14 protein-coding genes and 3 pseudogenes are annotated in these 14,879 nt (G+C 70.2%); 11 read left to right on the top strand and 6 right to left on the bottom strand.

The window, feature by feature from the left end:
* The first annotated feature begins 289 nt into the window (after positions 1 to 289).
* Both ACFY0I_RS31250 and ACFY0I_RS31245 read left to right on the top strand, forming a co-directional pair.
* Positions 290 to 1,033 carry a hypothetical protein gene (locus ACFY0I_RS31250; protein ID WP_388902048.1) on the top strand — a complete coding sequence of 248 codons (744 nt, stop codon included), beginning with the start codon at positions 290 to 292 and terminating at the stop codon, positions 1,031 to 1,033.
* 478 nt (positions 1,034 to 1,511) lie between these two features.
* Positions 1,512 to 1,904 (top strand): annotated as a pseudogene (locus ACFY0I_RS31245) (DUF5958 family protein); the annotation flags it as partial.
* Between the two features lie 52 nt (positions 1,905 to 1,956).
* On the opposite strand, the gene ACFY0I_RS31240 reads toward ACFY0I_RS31245, so the two are convergent.
* From ACFY0I_RS31240 to ACFY0I_RS31230, 3 genes are all read right to left on the bottom strand, one after another.
* Positions 1,957 to 2,115, bottom strand: coding sequence for a helix-turn-helix domain-containing protein (locus ACFY0I_RS31240; RefSeq protein ID WP_388902047.1), 159 nt, complete (start codon positions 2,113 to 2,115; stop codon positions 1,957 to 1,959).
* Positions 2,116 to 2,207: 92 nt separating this feature from the next.
* The gene (locus ACFY0I_RS31235; protein ID WP_388902309.1) at positions 2,208 to 2,540 is read right to left on the bottom strand and encodes a recombinase family protein; all 333 of its coding nucleotides are present in this window, start codon (positions 2,538 to 2,540) and stop codon (positions 2,208 to 2,210) included.
* A 506-nt stretch (positions 2,541 to 3,046) separates the two neighbouring features.
* Positions 3,047 to 3,586 (bottom strand): hypothetical protein, encoded by a 540-nt coding sequence (locus ACFY0I_RS31230; RefSeq protein ID WP_388902045.1) that lies wholly within the window; start codon positions 3,584 to 3,586, stop codon positions 3,047 to 3,049.
* A 38-nt stretch (positions 3,587 to 3,624) separates the two neighbouring features.
* On the opposite strand from ACFY0I_RS31230, the gene ACFY0I_RS31225 reads away from it, so the two are divergent.
* Both ACFY0I_RS31225 and tal read left to right on the top strand, forming a co-directional pair.
* Positions 3,625 to 3,984, top strand: a complete 360-nt coding sequence (locus ACFY0I_RS31225; RefSeq protein ID WP_388902307.1) for a DUF1330 domain-containing protein — start codon at positions 3,625 to 3,627, stop codon at positions 3,982 to 3,984.
* A 246-nt stretch (positions 3,985 to 4,230) separates the two neighbouring features.
* Positions 4,231 to 5,341: pseudogene (gene tal, locus ACFY0I_RS31220) on the top strand (transaldolase); the annotation flags it as partial.
* 906 nt (positions 5,342 to 6,247) lie between these two features.
* Here the strand turns inward: tal and ACFY0I_RS31215 are convergent.
* A complete protein-coding gene (locus ACFY0I_RS31215) occupies positions 6,248 to 7,498 on the bottom strand; it encodes a DegT/DnrJ/EryC1/StrS family aminotransferase (RefSeq protein WP_388902044.1) in 1,251 nt (416 codons plus the stop codon).
* 388 nt (positions 7,499 to 7,886) lie between these two features.
* Entirely contained in the window at positions 7,887 to 8,111 is a 225-nt protein-coding gene (locus ACFY0I_RS31210) for a hypothetical protein (RefSeq protein WP_388902042.1), read from the bottom strand.
* A gap of 403 nt (positions 8,112 to 8,514) precedes the next feature.
* Here ACFY0I_RS31210 and ACFY0I_RS31205 point away from each other — a divergent pair, with 403 nt between their 5' ends.
* The 3 genes and pseudogenes from ACFY0I_RS31205 to ACFY0I_RS31195 form a co-directional block, all read left to right on the top strand.
* Complete coding sequence (locus ACFY0I_RS31205) at positions 8,515 to 8,652, top strand: hypothetical protein (RefSeq protein ID WP_388902041.1); 138 nt, start codon at positions 8,515 to 8,517, stop codon at positions 8,650 to 8,652.
* A 3-nt stretch (positions 8,653 to 8,655) separates the two neighbouring features.
* Entirely contained in the window at positions 8,656 to 9,129 is a 474-nt protein-coding gene (locus ACFY0I_RS31200; RefSeq protein WP_388902323.1) for a hypothetical protein, read from the top strand.
* 197 nt (positions 9,130 to 9,326) lie between these two features.
* Positions 9,327 to 9,656: pseudogene (locus ACFY0I_RS31195) on the top strand (SDR family oxidoreductase); the annotation flags it as partial.
* Between the two features lie 292 nt (positions 9,657 to 9,948).
* Here the strand turns inward: ACFY0I_RS31195 and ACFY0I_RS31190 are convergent.
* Positions 9,949 to 10,422, bottom strand: coding sequence for a hemerythrin domain-containing protein (locus tag ACFY0I_RS31190; RefSeq protein WP_388902039.1), 474 nt, complete (start codon positions 10,420 to 10,422; stop codon positions 9,949 to 9,951).
* Positions 10,423 to 10,634: 212 nt separating this feature from the next.
* Between ACFY0I_RS31190 and ACFY0I_RS31185 the strand changes: the two genes are divergently transcribed.
* The 4 genes from ACFY0I_RS31185 (at position 10,635) to ACFY0I_RS31170 (ending at position 14,828) form a co-directional block, all read left to right on the top strand.
* Positions 10,635 to 10,868, top strand: a complete 234-nt coding sequence (locus ACFY0I_RS31185) for a DUF6479 family protein (protein WP_388902038.1) — start codon at positions 10,635 to 10,637, stop codon at positions 10,866 to 10,868.
* A gap of 107 nt (positions 10,869 to 10,975) precedes the next feature.
* Positions 10,976 to 11,140 carry a hypothetical protein gene (locus ACFY0I_RS31180; RefSeq protein ID WP_388902037.1) on the top strand — a complete coding sequence of 55 codons (165 nt, stop codon included), beginning with the start codon at positions 10,976 to 10,978 and terminating at the stop codon, positions 11,138 to 11,140.
* Between the two features lie 1,039 nt (positions 11,141 to 12,179).
* On the top strand, positions 12,180 to 13,493 hold the full coding sequence (locus ACFY0I_RS31175) for an MFS transporter (protein WP_388902035.1): 1,314 nt from the start codon (positions 12,180 to 12,182) through the stop codon (positions 13,491 to 13,493).
* 54 nt (positions 13,494 to 13,547) lie between these two features.
* Entirely contained in the window at positions 13,548 to 14,828 is a 1,281-nt protein-coding gene (locus ACFY0I_RS31170; protein ID WP_388902033.1) for a condensation domain-containing protein, read from the top strand.
* Positions 14,829 to 14,879: the final 51 nt, after the last annotated feature.

Below are 14,879 nucleotides of genomic sequence, written 5' to 3'. Positions count from 1 at the left end.
GATCTTCACGTCACTCGCGGACTACACCCGCACAGCGCACGGTGTTGAGATCGACGTCGAATGGTCCTCCCTGACGTCGGATTCGTGGGTCGGCCACTTCCGGCAGGTCACCGCGGAGGAGCCCCCTCCGTCTGAAGCGGCAGTGCCCCAGGCTGCCGTCCCGTCGTTGCGTCGTTCCGGAGGGGCATCCGGGGACCAGCGTCCCTGAGGCGGCCCGAACTGCTGCCCTCAGCGGAGCCCACACGAATTTCACATGACAGTTGCGAGCGGGCTCCGCGATCATTGCGCGATGACCATGGGACCGGACTTTCTCAGCCTGAGCATCGTGTGCCCACCGCCAGGCAAGGGCGGCATAGAGGTCCGCCCGATCGTCAATGGCCGGGATTTCCTGGCCGACCTGCCCTTCCCCTGCAGGGTGAGTGGCCTCCGGTATCTGGGAGTAGGCCCGCAGTATCTGCTGGGCGGTGCCGCGCCGCTGCATGCCGCGGTGACGCCCCACGAGGTTCGTCTCGCCTGGTCCGGGTGCGGCGTGGAGGAGTGTTGCGGCGCCCTGTACGTGACGGTCAGGCGCGACAGGGATCACGTCGTCTGGGCAGGCTGGCGCGACCTGGCCCATCAAGACCTCGACCTGCCGGAGCTTCGTTTCGCCGCAGACCAGTACGAAGTCGAGGTCTTGCGAGCCGGTGAGGACCGTAGCTGGGAGTGGCCGGCAGGAGTGGTTGCGCGGCTGCTCGAGGCAGGTTTGAGGGACCGCGGAGACTGGCTCGCCAGGTGGGAGTGCGAGTTGGAAGACGTCTGGGCCTCCCGCACCACGGAACCTGATCGGATCGACGTCATCCTGAGGCATCCCCCGAACCGGGCCGACACAGATCTGCCCTGGGCACAGTTCCTGGTGACCCTTCCGGTCTCCGCAGAGGACCCATCCCTCCAGGCGGAGCACCTTGAATCGCTGCTGACCGCGGGCGACCCCCGTGTTACCGCCGAGCTTTGCGGAGGCTACAACCCTGAGGAATTGGGCTACCCGTGGCCGTAGCCGGCCAGGATGGTGGCGTAGGAGTTTCCACGGCGTTTGGCCAAGTCGTCCACGCCCTGAATCTGTACGTCCTTCAAATCTGGCAGGAACACGCGAGCACAGCAGACATCACTGCGTGCGGACGGAGCATGCAGCACGAAGCACCCCGAGGCCGTTCGTTGACGATCAAAGATCCGGTTGCCCCAGATCGTCACTGAGCGATAGCTCGCGCACTCGACTGGTTACGCAACCGAGACCATCCGGGTCCTACCTGCCTCCGGCCCCGCGGCAGCGGGACCCCACGATCAGTTACCGATTCATCGAATGTGGGCCAGAGCCGAGATGTCAGTACGGCGCAGAGTTATTGTCAGCAGGGCATAGTCCTGGGCGACGCGCCAAAGGCGGCAGAGCCGGTCGCCTTCCCTTGAGTGAGCGGTCGCAGTCGCGGGAGTAGCGTTCAGGACCTCGCCCCGGACTGGCAGCGTGGAATGATCAAGAGATGACCGAAGCGAGTGGTGAGGACGGCCGCGCCGTCCAGCGCGAGACCGAGCAGGTCGTCAACGAGATAGCCCAGGGGCTCCGCACGTTGGACGACGGGACAGCTTGGTTCTCTGGCCTCTCTCTGGCGGGCCGGCAGGAGGTGCTGCGGGAGGCCGGCGGCTACGTGATGCAGGCGCACATCACGGCTGCGGACGGGTGCGCGGGCGTGGCGCGCTCCGGGGTGAAGCCCACAGCAAACCCCTCGGTGATGATCTGCATGGACCCGCCCCGCTACGGGTTCGCCAAACTCCCCGACGACGAGCACGTAAAAGCGTTCCGTGTACTCGTCTCCGTGTTCGCCGTCGCCGACACTCGACGCAGGGAGACGGAATGCAAGGGCACTTGCGGACACGCATGGCACCACCTGCCAACGGCAGTAGAGGGCCGTAGCAGCAGCACTGAGTTCAGCAGCGGACTATTTCTCCGGCGGAAGAGATTCCCCGGATGGCTTCGTCATACGCGGCGAGCGTCCGGTAGAGGGTGGAGCGGCCGATGCCGAGGTGCCGGGCGATCGAGGTGACGGACTCTTCGGCGTCGCGGCGGCGCAGGGCGACGGCGAGCATGTCCCCGTCGGTGGCCGGCCGCCGTGGTTGCCGTTCGCGGCGGCATTGTCCAGGCCGATCAGGGTCCGTTCGTGGATGAACTCCCGCTCGACCTAAGCCATCGCGGCAAAGACGACGAAGAGGGCCTTGCCCGCGCCATGCGGGTCGTACGTCCCGGCGGGCGGGCCGGTGAGGATCTCCAGGCGGTGGTCGCGCTCTGCGAGGTCCTGCGCGGAGGTGATGAGCTCGACCATGTTGCGGCCCAGGCGGTCGAGCATGGTGACGGTGTGGGTGTCGGCGGGCCGGAGGGCGGCGTTGCACTCCGGGCGGATCTTCTCCCGGGTGCCGACCTTCTCGACGCAGATGCGCACGCAGCCGGCCTTCTTCAGGAGGCGGACCTGTCCGGCGAGGTCCTGGCCCTTGCTGGAGACGCGGGCGTAGCCGATGCGGTCGCCGGCCCGGGGCGAGGAGTTCGGGGTCGAGGCCGGGTTTGGGGGCAGGCTGCCAGGTGCGGCCGGGCCCGCGCGCGGCGGGGATCCGGATCGCGGGCCCGGACTTCAGTGCGGGGATCTTGCCGTAGCGGCCGGTGTGGTAGTCGACGGCGACGACACCGGAGTTGGACCGGCACACCGAGCCGGGCGGAGCCCCGCACCTCGGGCACGGCTCGCACTCAATCAGCTCGGCGCGGCCGCCGATCTCGTCCAGGTTCCCGTCCACACGTTCCCCCTTCGCCCACGCGCGGCGCGGCCCGTCCCGAATACCCATCCCGCTTCCCGGCCGCGCCCCTTGATTCCGGGACGCCTTTCGGGACGCCTCCCGCGCTCCGCCCACTGCTGCGGGCGGCCGTCCCGGAATCGGTCGTTTCTGAGAGACGTTCATCGAGGCTGCGACAAGCTTCGGGGGCCTTTCCCCTGTGTCTCCGGGGCGCGATATGCGCGTCTCGCAGACACGTTCACACGTCGCGGCGTCGTACGAGGACCACCGCGAGGACGACCGCGAGCAGCGGCCAGAGGACGTACACGGCCCAGGAGCCGGGGACGGTGGCGTCGTAGCCGAGCGAGTGGGGATCCGGTTCCCAGGTCTGCACCAGGCCCCGCCAAGCCGCGGCCGGCATCGCGTGGTTCACAGCGGCGGACCAGCGCACGCTCTGCGAGAAGATCGGCGGCAGCATCACCAGGACGAAGGCCGTGGTGACCATGGTGGCGGCGCTGTGCCTGATCAGAGCTCCCAAGCCGAGGCCGACCAGGGCGCAGACCGGGGCCAAGAGGGCCGACGCGATCAGCGCGCGAAGCACTCCGGGATGGCTGAGCGGGACTCCGGCCCGCTCTTCGCTCAGGATGGCTTGGGACACCAGGAAGGAACCGGAGGAGACGACCGTGCCGAGCGCGGTCCAGAACGCGGCGGTGACGACCGCCTTGGCCGCCGTCACCGCCCCGCGGGCGGGGACGGCCACGGTGGTGGTGGCGATCAGGCCGCTGCTGTAGTCGCTCACGACGGTGAGGGCGCAGCCGTCGACATCACCCCGACGTCATCGAGTACCTGGAGCGCATTCGGGCGACCCTCGACCCCTTCGCCGGCCACTTCGTCATCCACGGCCCGCCGGCCGAGGTCGTGGAGGGAACATGGCCCGGCAGCATGGTGCTGATCGAGTTTCCCGGACTGCCCGAAGCTCGTGCCTGGTACGACTCTCCGGCCTACCAAGCCATCCTGCGGCTGCGTGCCGACCACATCGAGGGCGACTTGCTGATCGAGGGCGTCGGGCCGACCTACGACCCCGCCGAGCGAGCTCGCAAGCTGCGGGCCGCAGCCGAGCACGCGGGAGAGCCCGTCGGCCGCCTGCACTTCGGACCCCCTGCGGCCCTGATGCGCCGCAGGGTGGTTCACCGGTGACAGAACCGAGCTCCGGTATCCACGGCCCCTCACGCTCGCCGCGCGCGATGCGCTGCCCCGCGCCGCACAGCAGGGGTAAAAGTCGCCGGGTGTCCAAAGCCGCCATTCCGCGTGATGCGCTTGCCGCAGGGCGATTCGGGCAGGTGCGGAGGGAACGACCGTGTCGAGCGCCGCCGCCGGCAATTCGTCCCTCAGTCGAATCGCCTTCCAAGCGTGCGTGGTGCCGCACCGTTTTGGAGGTTTCGCATGCCCCTCTCCGCTGAATCCGGCCCGCTCGCAAACCTGTCTGCGGCCGGTGTGTCGGTCTGGCTCGACGATCTGTCCCGGGAACTCCTCGCGGGTGGAGAACTGAAGAGGCTGATCGGGGACAAGAACGTCGTGGGGGTCACCACGAACCCCACGATCTTCGCCTCGGCCCTGTCGAAGGGGTACCGCTACAACGAGCAGCTGCGCCACCTCGGCGACGAGGGAAGCAACGTGGATGAGGCGGTCTTCTCCCTGACCACCGACGACGTACGTGACGCCTGTGACGTCCTGAGCCCGGTGTACGAACGGACCGCGGGCAGCGACGGGCGGGTCTCCATCGAGGTCGATCCGCGGCTGGCGCAGGACGCCGAGGCCACGGTCGCGATGGCGCGAAAGCTCTGGGACACCGTCGACCGACCGAACCTGTTCGTCAAGATCCCGGCCACCCGCGAGGGGCTGAAGGCCATCACCGCTGTCACCGCCGAGGGCCTCAGCGTCAACGTCACGCTGATCTTCTCCCTGGACCGCTATCGCGCCGTGATGCACGCCTACCTGCGGGGCCTGGAGCAGGCTCATGCCTCCGGCCGCGCCTTGGCGAACATCCACTCGGTGGCCTCGTTCTTCGTCTCTCGCGTCGACACCGAGGTCGACCGCCGTCTCGACGCGATCGGAAGCCCTCGGGCCCGGGCGCTCAAGGGCAAGGCCGCCGTCGCCAACGCGCGGCTGGCGTTCCAGGCCTACGAGCAGATGCTCGTCGACCCGCGGTGGCAGCGACTCGCCGCGGCGGGAGCCCGCACTCAGCGCCCGCTGTGGGCCTCCACCGGGGTGAAGGACCCGGCCTACCCCGACACGATGTACGTCAGCGAACTCGCGATCGCGGGCACGGTCAACACCATGCCCGGCGCCACGCTCACCGCGTTCGCCGACCACGGCACCCTTCCCGCGCACGCCCACCGTGGACGACTTCACGGCCGCCAAGGCCCACTTCACCGCTCTGGAACAGGTCGGCATCGACTTCACCGACGTCACCGACACGCTGGAGCACGAGGGCCTGACCAAGTTCGAGGACAGCTGGACCGAGCTCGGGGAATCGGTCGCCCGCGAAATGCGCGCCGAGACCGACGCGGCGGATGCCGGAGCCGGCCGCGGCGGCGATTCCGAGAACGCCAAGTTCCTGGCGATCTACCTCAACGACCACTGCGCGGCCGCCACCGGTGGCCTGGAGTTGTTCCGGCGGGCCGCGGACGCCCGCGCGGAGGAACGGGACGGCCGCGCACTCGCAGACCTCGCCCACCAGGTCGACGAGGACCGTGACGCCTTGGCCCGGATCATGACCGCCCTGGAGGTGCCCACCAGCCAGTCCAAGGCGGCCATGGGCTGGCTCGCGGAGAAGGCGGGCCGCCTCAAGACCAACGGTCATCTCCTCTCCCGGTCCCCGCTCAGCGACGTCCTCGAAGCGGAGTCCATGCTCATGGGAGTCCAAGGCAAGGTCGCCTGCTGGCGCACCCTCCGCGCCCTCGCCGAGACCGACGAACGCCTGTCCGCCGAAGACCTGGACGTGCTGTTGGAACGAGCCGAACAGCAGAGCAGCACGTTGGAGGAGCTGCGCTCCGCCGCGGCAGCCCGCACGATGGGATCCCGGCCCCCAGCTTCGCGGTGACGACAACGGGGGCTCCAACGGGTGCCGACCGGCAGGGCCGCGAGGACGCATCCCCGAGGGGCTACCCGCAAGGTGGGTCCATCCGCTTGACGAGGGATCAGCAGAGCGACGATCAAGCAGTCCGATGCAGCAAGCACGGTCGACAGGCCCGTGGCCAGTCCGGCAGCACAGAGCGTGGGGTGGACGCGTGGACACCGTGCGTCCGCTGGCGGCCGGCGCGGTGCAGAAGGTCGGCAATGGGACTCTGATCGATGCCCCGACTGGGCTGCTCGCCGGTTTGGCGCCGGTCCTGGCCACCACACCGCGTTGCTCGCACGGGGCGTTTCGCCGCCCGTCACAACTCAGGCGAGCAAAGACCTATGGCGGCCACCTGCAGATCACCTCCCGAGTCGCCACCGGCACCGCCGTCGGCCGCACCTCCGGGCCGGCGGCCAGTCGTGACGCGTGGGCGGTGACACGGCTCCAGGCAGCGGGCAGGTCCTCGGCGCAGTCCGGGTCCAGGAGCAGCCGGTGGTGCAGCCACAGGGCGCTGCGCGTCGCGCCCTCGGCCACGGGCAGCGACCTCGGGGCTCCCGTCGGGGGCCGGAACGCCGGCAGCAGGTGCCATGCCGGGAAGAGGACGCGCGCGGGGATTCCCTCGGCGGCCAGGGCGCGGACGGTGGTGGCGTTGTCGAGCCCGTCCGTGAGGGCCGCCTCGGGCAGTCGCAGGAGCACCATGTAGTGGTCGTGCCGGGTGACTCGGGGGTCGACCGCCGCGAGGGCACCGGCCGGCAGGGCCCGGTCGAGGCGCTCGTACGTGCCCTTCCGCCGAAGCCACAGCGCGTCGGTTCCCGCCATATGGCTGAGCACCAGGGCCGCGTGGAATTCGCTGATCCGTGCGTTGGTCCCCGGTTCGAGATGGTCGTAGTCGGAACTCCCTCTCGGTCGACCACAGTTGGCGATGCGTTCGACCCGACCGGCCAGGGCTCCGTCCGAGCGGATCAGTACGGCGCCGCCTTCGCCAGCCGGCCACAGCTTCGCCGCCTGGAAGCTCATCGCGGTCATGTCGCCCGCCGAGCCGACGGGCCGGCCGTCCCATGCGGCGGCGACCGCCTGGGCGCTGTCCTCGATGAGGAGCAACCCCTTTTCGTCGCACAGCAGCCGGGCACCGGTGAGATCGGCGGGCTGGCCGCCCAGGTGCACCACCACCAGGGCCTTCGTCCGTGCGGTGACGCTTTCGCGGGCGGACCCCAGGTCGAGGGAGAAGGTGTCGGGCCGCACGTCCGCGGGCACCGGCGTCGCGCCCACCGACGAGACCGCCGAGGCCGACGACACGAAGGTAGTGGCCGGGACGATGACCTCGTCGCCCGGTCCGACGCCCGCGGCGCGCAGGGCGACTTCGAGAGCAAGCGTTCCGTTGGTGACCGCGACTGCGGCGCGCACCTCGAACCGGTCGACCAGTGCGGCTTCGAGGCGTTCGCCGGCGCCGTCGCCGTTCTGCCACCAGTGACCGCTGTCGAAGACCGCGTTCACGGCGGCGCGGGCCTCGACGGAGGGGCTGGGCCAGGCAGGGAAGGGCCGGGTGCGGACGGGCCGGCCTCCCAGGGCCGCGGGCAGGTCGTGTGGCATGGGACGGCTCCCGTTCGGACGGGCCGCACGGGGCGCTCCCACCCCGGGCCGCGAAGGGCCGACAGCGAGAACGGACTGCGGGACGGCACCGGCGGAACGCCGTGTGCGGCCAGTGGATTTGCAGTTGGATCCACCCCTGTTCGAGGCTAACAGGACGCCGGTTGCCGCGGCGGGGTACGGCGTCGAATCGTCCGGAAGGCGGACCGATCGAACGACAGGGAGCGGCCGCAGCGGCCGCACGCGGCTGCGACCAACTCGATCGGCCGGGAACGCGGTCCTGCCGGCTGCCGACCAAGCGGCGAGCGCAGCGGCGCCGGGCTCGCGTCGAGGGGCAGGAACCCCTCCGGAAGGACCGCCGGCGCGGCAGGGACGTTCCCCCCGGGCAGTGTCAGACGGCTTCGGTGGCGAAGAGTTCCAAGTGGCCGCAGCGGGGGCAGCGGTACGCCTCGATGCGACGGCGTGGCCGGCCCAGCCGCTTGGCGCCCCCGAACATACCCCGCTCCAACGCCCCGGCGATCCAACGGGCGTAACCGCGGGAGCCCTCCCCCGCGTCCTCGACGAAGCCGGGTTCGAGACCTGCTCCGCCGCAGTACGTGCACTTCGTCCCATCCACCGGACGAGTGTACGAAGCGGGCGCGCGTCCCGCTCGCGGTTTCAGTGGCGGGGTCGGCGGTGGGCGAGCAGAGGGGGTCGCGGGGTCCGTGATCCCGCCCGTTGACGGAACCGGGCGGCGTACCTGCGCAGTCGAGGTCGGGGCCGTGCCGGCGGTGGCCTGCCGCGTGCCGGGGCTCCGGTCGACCCGGCGGCCTGAAGGCGTGATGCAGAAGAGGGTGCACCCGGAGAGCACCCGCGGAACAACAGAGCGTAACGATGAATCCCGCGCTCGGCCGGGTTTCCCCGAAGGCACAGGAGGGCGACGGGTGCGCTCACCAGCAGGGCGTTGCCGCGCGGCGCCCGCTCGTTCGCGGCCGCCGTGAGTCGGGAGAACCCGTAGGCGGATTCACCAGGCCGTAGGCATGATCATGGTCACGGCCGGCGTAGGTGCTGAACAAGCCCTGCTCACGCTGAGGGCCAGGGCCTTCCGCGACAGTGAAAGTACCGACCATGTGGCCAGGGCAGTGATCAAACGTGTCATCATTTTCGGTTCACAATGACGGGTGAGATCCGAAGCTGGGAAGCAGGCGAAGGACATGAACCGCGAGCAGCAGCTGGCCAGGACCTTCGTCGAGCTGGCGGACACCCTGACGCCCGGCTTCGACCCACTGGTCCTTTTCGACGTCCTGGTCACGCGCTGCGTCGATCTCCTCGACGTGGACGCCGGCGGGGCAATGATGGCCGACGCACGCGGGGGGCTGCGCATCATGGCCGCCTCGGGAGAAGAAGCGGTCCTCCTCGAACTGCTCCAGCTGCAGAGCGGAACCGGACCATCACGACATGGACGCAGCCGTCGCCCGCCTCGTCGCCCTGCTCTCCCGCCACGGGGACCGCCCTTTGCACGAATTGCTCCGCCGGATCAGTGGCTGGCCGAACCGGCACCCGAGGACGACGTCGTACTGCTCGCCGTGAGCACCCCCGCAGTGGCCCAGCCACGGCGCCGCGGAAACGGCAGCGGGGACCGGGGTTCCGGATAGTTGAGTGGGCAAGTAGGTCGGAGCAGAACCAGACTGAGTCGGAGCAGAACCAGACTGAACAGCATCGCAACCCTCCGAGCCTTCCGGCCCCGCTTCAGCGCCGACCTGCGGGCCGTGGTCACTGCCATGGAGGAGATCGGCCAGGTGTCCCCCACCGATCCGGACCGCTTGGACGCGAAGATCGAGCAAGCAGCCGTGGCGGAACGATCATCAACACCACATCGGTGCAGGGCTACCGGCCCAGCCCCCACCTGCTCGACCACGCCACGACGAAGTCCGCCATCATCTCCTTCACACACGGGCTCGCGCAGATGCTCGCCGAGCGCGGCATGCGCCTCAACGTCGTGGCTCCCGGGCCCGTTTGGACGCCATTGGCCCCGGCGACGATGTCGGACGTAACGGAATTCGGCGAGCAGTCTCCCCCGGGCCGCGCCGCCGAGCCTGCGGAGATGGCTCCCACCTACGCCTTCCCGGCATCCGCCCAAGCCGGCCACATCACCGGGGAGATCCTCAACGCCACCCGTTGAACAGCCCTGCCGTAACCTGCCGCGTTCGAACGCGCAGGTCCCACTCGCCGGACCCCACGGCGGAAGGCGGGGCAGGGTGAGCGCGCCTCCATGAGATCACCGCGGACGAGCCGGGCATCGCCACCGGCGAAACCAGCACGGAGATCGTGGAGGAAAGTGGTGCGGGCACTCGGCGAACACCGCGCATGGGGCCGCTTCCCCGCCAACCTCCGACCTCGTCGTCAATCCTGCATGCCGGCCCGGTCCGTCCCACGGCAGGGGCCGCCGGCCGAACGAGCCGCCGGGGCCGCGGTCAGTGCTTGGCGCTCGGGACAGCGAGGGGCTCGCCCGGAGCCTTCTTCTTCGCCGCCTCCATCTCTTCCCCGAGTTCCGTAAGCCGGTTACGACCCATGGCCTTGCGGACGTCGGGGAACCACTCCTTCTCCTCCTCCTCGACGTGATGACGGACGTTCTCCATCAACACGCTCATCTTGGCGTCGAACCGCTCGTCGGCCGCGTCCAGGTCCTTGAGCTCGGAAAGCATCCACAGCACGACATGGTGCTCCTCGATGCTCTCCAGGACGTGGTCCCTGGTGTCGGGCGCGGCCTCCCGGGCAGCCGGGTAGAAGATCTTCTCCTCGATCCAGGTGTGCGTGGTCAGCTCGTCGATAACCTGGTCGGCGATCTTCCGCTTCTCCGCGTGAGCGTCTTCACCAGCCTTCTCGAACTGCTTGAACAGCTTCTCGACCGTCTTGTGATCTTCCTTGAGCAGTACGATCCCGTCCACCGACGCCTCCGAACCTCGCAGTACGGGTGGCGCGGCCGGCCACCCTCGACCGTGTACCCGGCGCGAGCTCGCGGTGCCCGCCCGGAGCTCGGGATTGGCCAGGACGGGCGACGCGCCTCGGCCATCCGCCGACGGCACACCGCACCTGCCCGCCGATCGACATAAACCATTCGGCATCTGGTATGTCGGCGCATCGCGGGTAGGGGCCGCCCATGACTCCTGTCGAAACACTCGCGGCTGAAGGCCAGGCCTCGTTCTTCCTGTTGTTTGCCGGCGTGGTCCTGGTCGCCCTTTTGATCGGCGCGTTCTGGTACGGGAGCCGGCGCAGACGTCGGGAGGCACCGCCGGTCGAGCAAAATCCTGTCGCGCAGAGCCGAGAGGACTCGTGGCAGACCCCGGAAGAGCACGCACGCGACCAAGAAGACCAGGAGTATCCCCGACCGTGAACCGAACGAGTCGGAACCGTTGACCGACGAGTCGGCACGGTCGGAGGAAATCGGGGCCGCAGTGCCTCACTCACATCGCGAGACGCCATGGCTTCACCGGAGGGCACATGCCGTACGGCGAGAACGATCACATTACGTTTCACGATGGGCGGCCCGATCCGCAGAAGGGGCGGATCGAGGAAGTCCGTGACGAGGGACCGCATGCCGTGTACCGGGTGCGTAACGAGGAGACCAACGAAATCCAGGTCATCACCCAGGGACAGATCGACTGAAGCATCCACTTGACACAGGGCAGCGCTGCCGGGATCCGAGACCGGCCCCACCCCCGTACAGGTTCCGATTGACAGCTGACCGTCGGCGTCCGCACTCGACCTACCCGGGAGCGCGTTCAGAGGCAACCCGCGGAAGAGTACGACGCTGGTCTCCTCGTGGTGTGTGAGCGCCGTGCATCTCATGCCTCCTGACGGGCACCATCGAGGAACCCACGACACAGCCAGGCGGCCGTCCGCCCTCGTCGACAACGACTCGCTGGGCAACACCGGGCACAGAGCAGGCCCACCGATAGCGGGTGGCGGCGTGGCTGGTGGGCGAGGGAATCGCGGGGCTGCCGCATTGCGGTCCTGGCCGCGGTGGGAGCAGGCGACCAGGTTCGGGGAATCGAGCGGGAGCGATGCGCTGACCGTCGTCACCGGGCGGACGGTGTTCTTCTCGCCGCAGCACGGCGGGCCGTCGGTCTGTCCGTACTGCGCGGTGGCAGTCGTAGATGGGCGCCGTGAGGTCTTCTCGCCGACCCAAGGACCGCTCGGCAGCGGCTTGATCTCCGCCGATCACCCGCTGCGCCGTTACATGCGCCTACCTCATCCCCGTGACACCCGCGGTGCTCGGCAGGGTCAGCCCGATGGACCCCTTCCCCACGGGGCAGGAGGTCCGTCCTGCGACCAGGCGATGCAGTGCCGTGCGTCAGCGGTCGGCATCCAGGGCGCCGACCGCGAGGCGGCGTGCTCACGCGTGGGCGTTCGCATAGCGGACGGAATGAAGGGTTCCGGTACTTCGTGACCACGGATGTGCTTTTTCGGTCAGGTGGGAGCGGTTACTCAGGGTAGGGCGCATCAATCCTGCCCCAAGTCCCTGCTTCGGCCACCCCTTGGCCCGACCGCCTCTCGCCGACCGCCTCGCTCACAGGAATTCACGCGGTGACACCCGGGATGGTACGAAGATTTTTTCGAGGAGGGGCTGTTGGGCCGTCAAATACGTCCGAAAGTGACAGGTTTGCTTTGACTCCCGACGGATGGATCGGTGAGTGTCCTTCACATGTCCGACACAAACCGAGCCGCTGCCACCAACGGCCCCTTACGCCTGCGTGACTTCCGGCTGTTGCTCGCGGGCGCCGCCACCGGACAGTTCGGTGCCCAGGTGACGCTGGTGGCGCTGCCCCTGGTGGCCGTCCTCGAACTCGACGCGCCCGCCTTCCAGGTGGGCCTGCTGACCGCCGCGGAGACGGCCGCCTTCCTGCTCGTCGGGCTGCCCGCAGGGGCGCTCACCGACCGCATGCGCAAGCGGCCCCTGATGATCCGTGCGGACCTGGTGCGCGCCTCGGCCATGGCGAGCATTCCCGCTGCCGCGCTCGCCGGTGCCCTGACCATGGCCCAGCTCTACGCCGTAGCGCTCGTGACCGGCGTGGCGACGGTGTTCTTCGACGTCTCCCACCAGAGCTACCTGCCGCAGATCCTGCCCCGTGACCAGCTCGTGGCCGGCAACGGCGCGCTGGAGACGGTGCGTTCCACCGCGCAGGTCACCGGCCCCGGTGTCGGCGGCGGACTCGTCCAGCTCCTCGGGGCCCAGTTCGCGGTCATCGTGGACGCCGTCGGGTACCTGCTCTCCGCCCTGTTCCTCTCCCGTGTGAAGCAGACAGAGGAAGCGCCGGAGCCCGTTGTCGGGAGCTCTCTGCGCGGGGAGATCGGCGAGGGTGTGCGTTTCATCCTCGGACACCCGCTGCTCCGTGTCATCGCCCTCACCACGGGACTCGCCAACCTCGCCATGGCCGTCCTCATGGCGACGCAGACCGTGCACCTCGTCCGGGTCGTCGGGCTGGAGGCCGGCGGGCTCGGGCTGGTGCTTTCCGCCTCTGCCGTGGGCGGGCTCCTGGGCGCCCTGTGCGCCGGGCGCCTCGCGGCCCGGCTGGGACAGGCCCGGGTCATGTTGCTGTCCGCCCTGGCGACCGGTCCGTTCGCGCTGCTGTGGCCGCTGTCCGGGCACGGGGCGACCGGAGCGGCGCTCTTCGCCGCCGGATCGGCGGTCGTCTCCTTCGGCGCCGTCGTCTACAACGTCGCCCAGGTCAGCTTCCGTCAGGGGATGTGCCCGCCCCGGCTGCTCGGCCGGATGAACGCCACGCTGCGCTTCCTCATGTGGGGCACCCTGCCGCTGGGCGCGCTCCTCGGCGGGGCCCTCGCCCAGTCCTACGGCACGCGCACGGCGCTGATCTGTTGCGCCGTCGGCATCCTCGGCGTCCCCGTGCCGCTGCTGCTCTCGCCGCTGCGCCGCATGCGGGACCTGCCCGGGCCGCAGGACGACGGCGCCCTCCCGTCCGAGGAAGGGGAACGGGCGGCCTCCGCCCCCGCCGGCTGACGCGGACGGGCAGCTGCCGCACCACGTACCGATGACCACGACACGGAGAATCACGTGCCCAGCATCACGGGTCAGTACATGGCCCGCTTCCGGCGTCTCGCCGACGACCGGAACGACACCCTGCTCCCGGCCACCGGAGCGCAGCGACGCTTCGTACTGGTGCGTTCGCTGGACCCGTCGGGACGCCCCGACCTGGTGCCGATGGTCTTCGCGTTCCCACACGGAACCGTCGACCCCGAACGCCTGCGGACGGCGGCCGGCCTGCTCGTCGCACGGCATACCGCGCTGCGCGCGCGGCCCGCTGTCGTCCGGGGCACTCCCGTCCTGCGCGTCTGCGAGCCGGAGGTGCGCCTGACCCGGCCCGAACGGGCGCCGGGCGAGTCGCCCGGCGATGTGCTCCGCCGGGCGCTGGCCGCCTGGGAGGCGCAGGGCCCGCCGTTGCGGCTCTTCCTCGTGCACGACGAGGAGCGGGCCGAGGACGTTCTCGCCATCGCCCTGGACCATGCCGTCTGCGACGGCCGTTCGCTGGCGCGGATCGTGAAGGACCTCGGCGCCGCGTACGACGGGGAGGCCGCCGGGGCGGAAGCCGAACCCGCCGCCTACCGTGAGGCGGTGCTGCGCCAACTCGACGCCGAGGAGCGGGCGGAGACGCCCGGAGCGGCCGCGTACTGGGCGGAGCGGCTGCGGGCGCTGCGCGCGGGGGCTCCCGCGCGCGGCGCGGCCCGGCTGCCCGGGGGTGGTGCGCCCAGCGGGGCCGCGCAGGCCCGGCTGCCCGGGCACGACGGCGGCGTTTCCTTCCCCGGACTGCTCGACGCCTGCCGCTCGGCGGCCCGCGAGCTGTACGGCCCGGACCTCACGGTCCCGCTCGGGTACCCCTGGGGCGGCCGTCCCGCGGGCACGGAGCCGGTCGTCGGCTGCTTCCTCAACACCCTCGTCTTCCCGGCCGCCACCGGCCGCGGGCTCGGCCCGGAAGCGACGGCCGACGCGTGGTGGGACGACCTCGACCGGGCCGACGTACCGTTCGACGCCGTCGTGGCCGCCGTGCGGGCCGCCGGCTCGGGTTGGACCGGAGGCCTGGACGGGCTGCTCACCGTCGACGACGACACGCGCCGCCCGCCGCTGCGCCTGGCCGGTGTCGAGGGGCGCGAGGTGGACCTCGACGGCCGCCCGGGCCCCGGCCCCTTCGCCGTCTCCGTCACCCGGGGCGCGGAGATCCACCTACGGATGGTGTGGGACCGGGCGGCGATCGACGACGAGGCCGCCCACCGGGCCTTCGACGCGCTCACCCGCGCGCTCTCCCCCGCACCACGTCGCTCGGACCACACCGCAGGGTAGGCCCGTCCCCGCACCCGCGCTCTTCCTTCCCCCACGGCATCCCCACGCACG

The sequence above is a fragment of the Streptomyces sp. NPDC001568 genome (assembly GCF_042893755.1).
Lineage (GTDB): Bacteria > Actinomycetota > Actinomycetes > Streptomycetales > Streptomycetaceae > Streptomyces.
The sequence above is the reverse complement of the archived record's forward strand: the minus strand, read 5'-3'. Positions and strand labels throughout refer to the sequence as shown.

Bases quoted from the DNA above. Each gene is read 5' to 3' on its own strand.
- ACFY0I_RS31250 (WP_388902048.1), top strand. From the start codon at position 290: ATGACCATGGGACCGGACTTTCTCAGCCTGAGCATCGTGTGCCCACCG.
- ACFY0I_RS31240 (WP_388902047.1), bottom strand. From the start codon at position 2,115: ATGCTCGCCGTCGCCCTGCGCCGCCGCGACGCCGAAGAGTCCGTCACC.
- ACFY0I_RS31215 (WP_388902044.1), bottom strand. From the start codon at position 7,498: ATGCCACACGACCTGCCCGCGGCCCTGGGAGGCCGGCCCGTCCGCACC.
- ACFY0I_RS31205 (WP_388902041.1), top strand. From the start codon at position 8,515: ATGATCATGGTCACGGCCGGCGTAGGTGCTGAACAAGCCCTGCTCACG.
- ACFY0I_RS31185 (WP_388902038.1), top strand. From the start codon at position 10,635: ATGACTCCTGTCGAAACACTCGCGGCTGAAGGCCAGGCCTCGTTCTTC.
- ACFY0I_RS31180 (WP_388902037.1), top strand. From the start codon at position 10,976: ATGCCGTACGGCGAGAACGATCACATTACGTTTCACGATGGGCGGCCC.
- ACFY0I_RS31175 (WP_388902035.1), top strand. From the start codon at position 12,180: ATGTCCGACACAAACCGAGCCGCTGCCACCAACGGCCCCTTACGCCTG.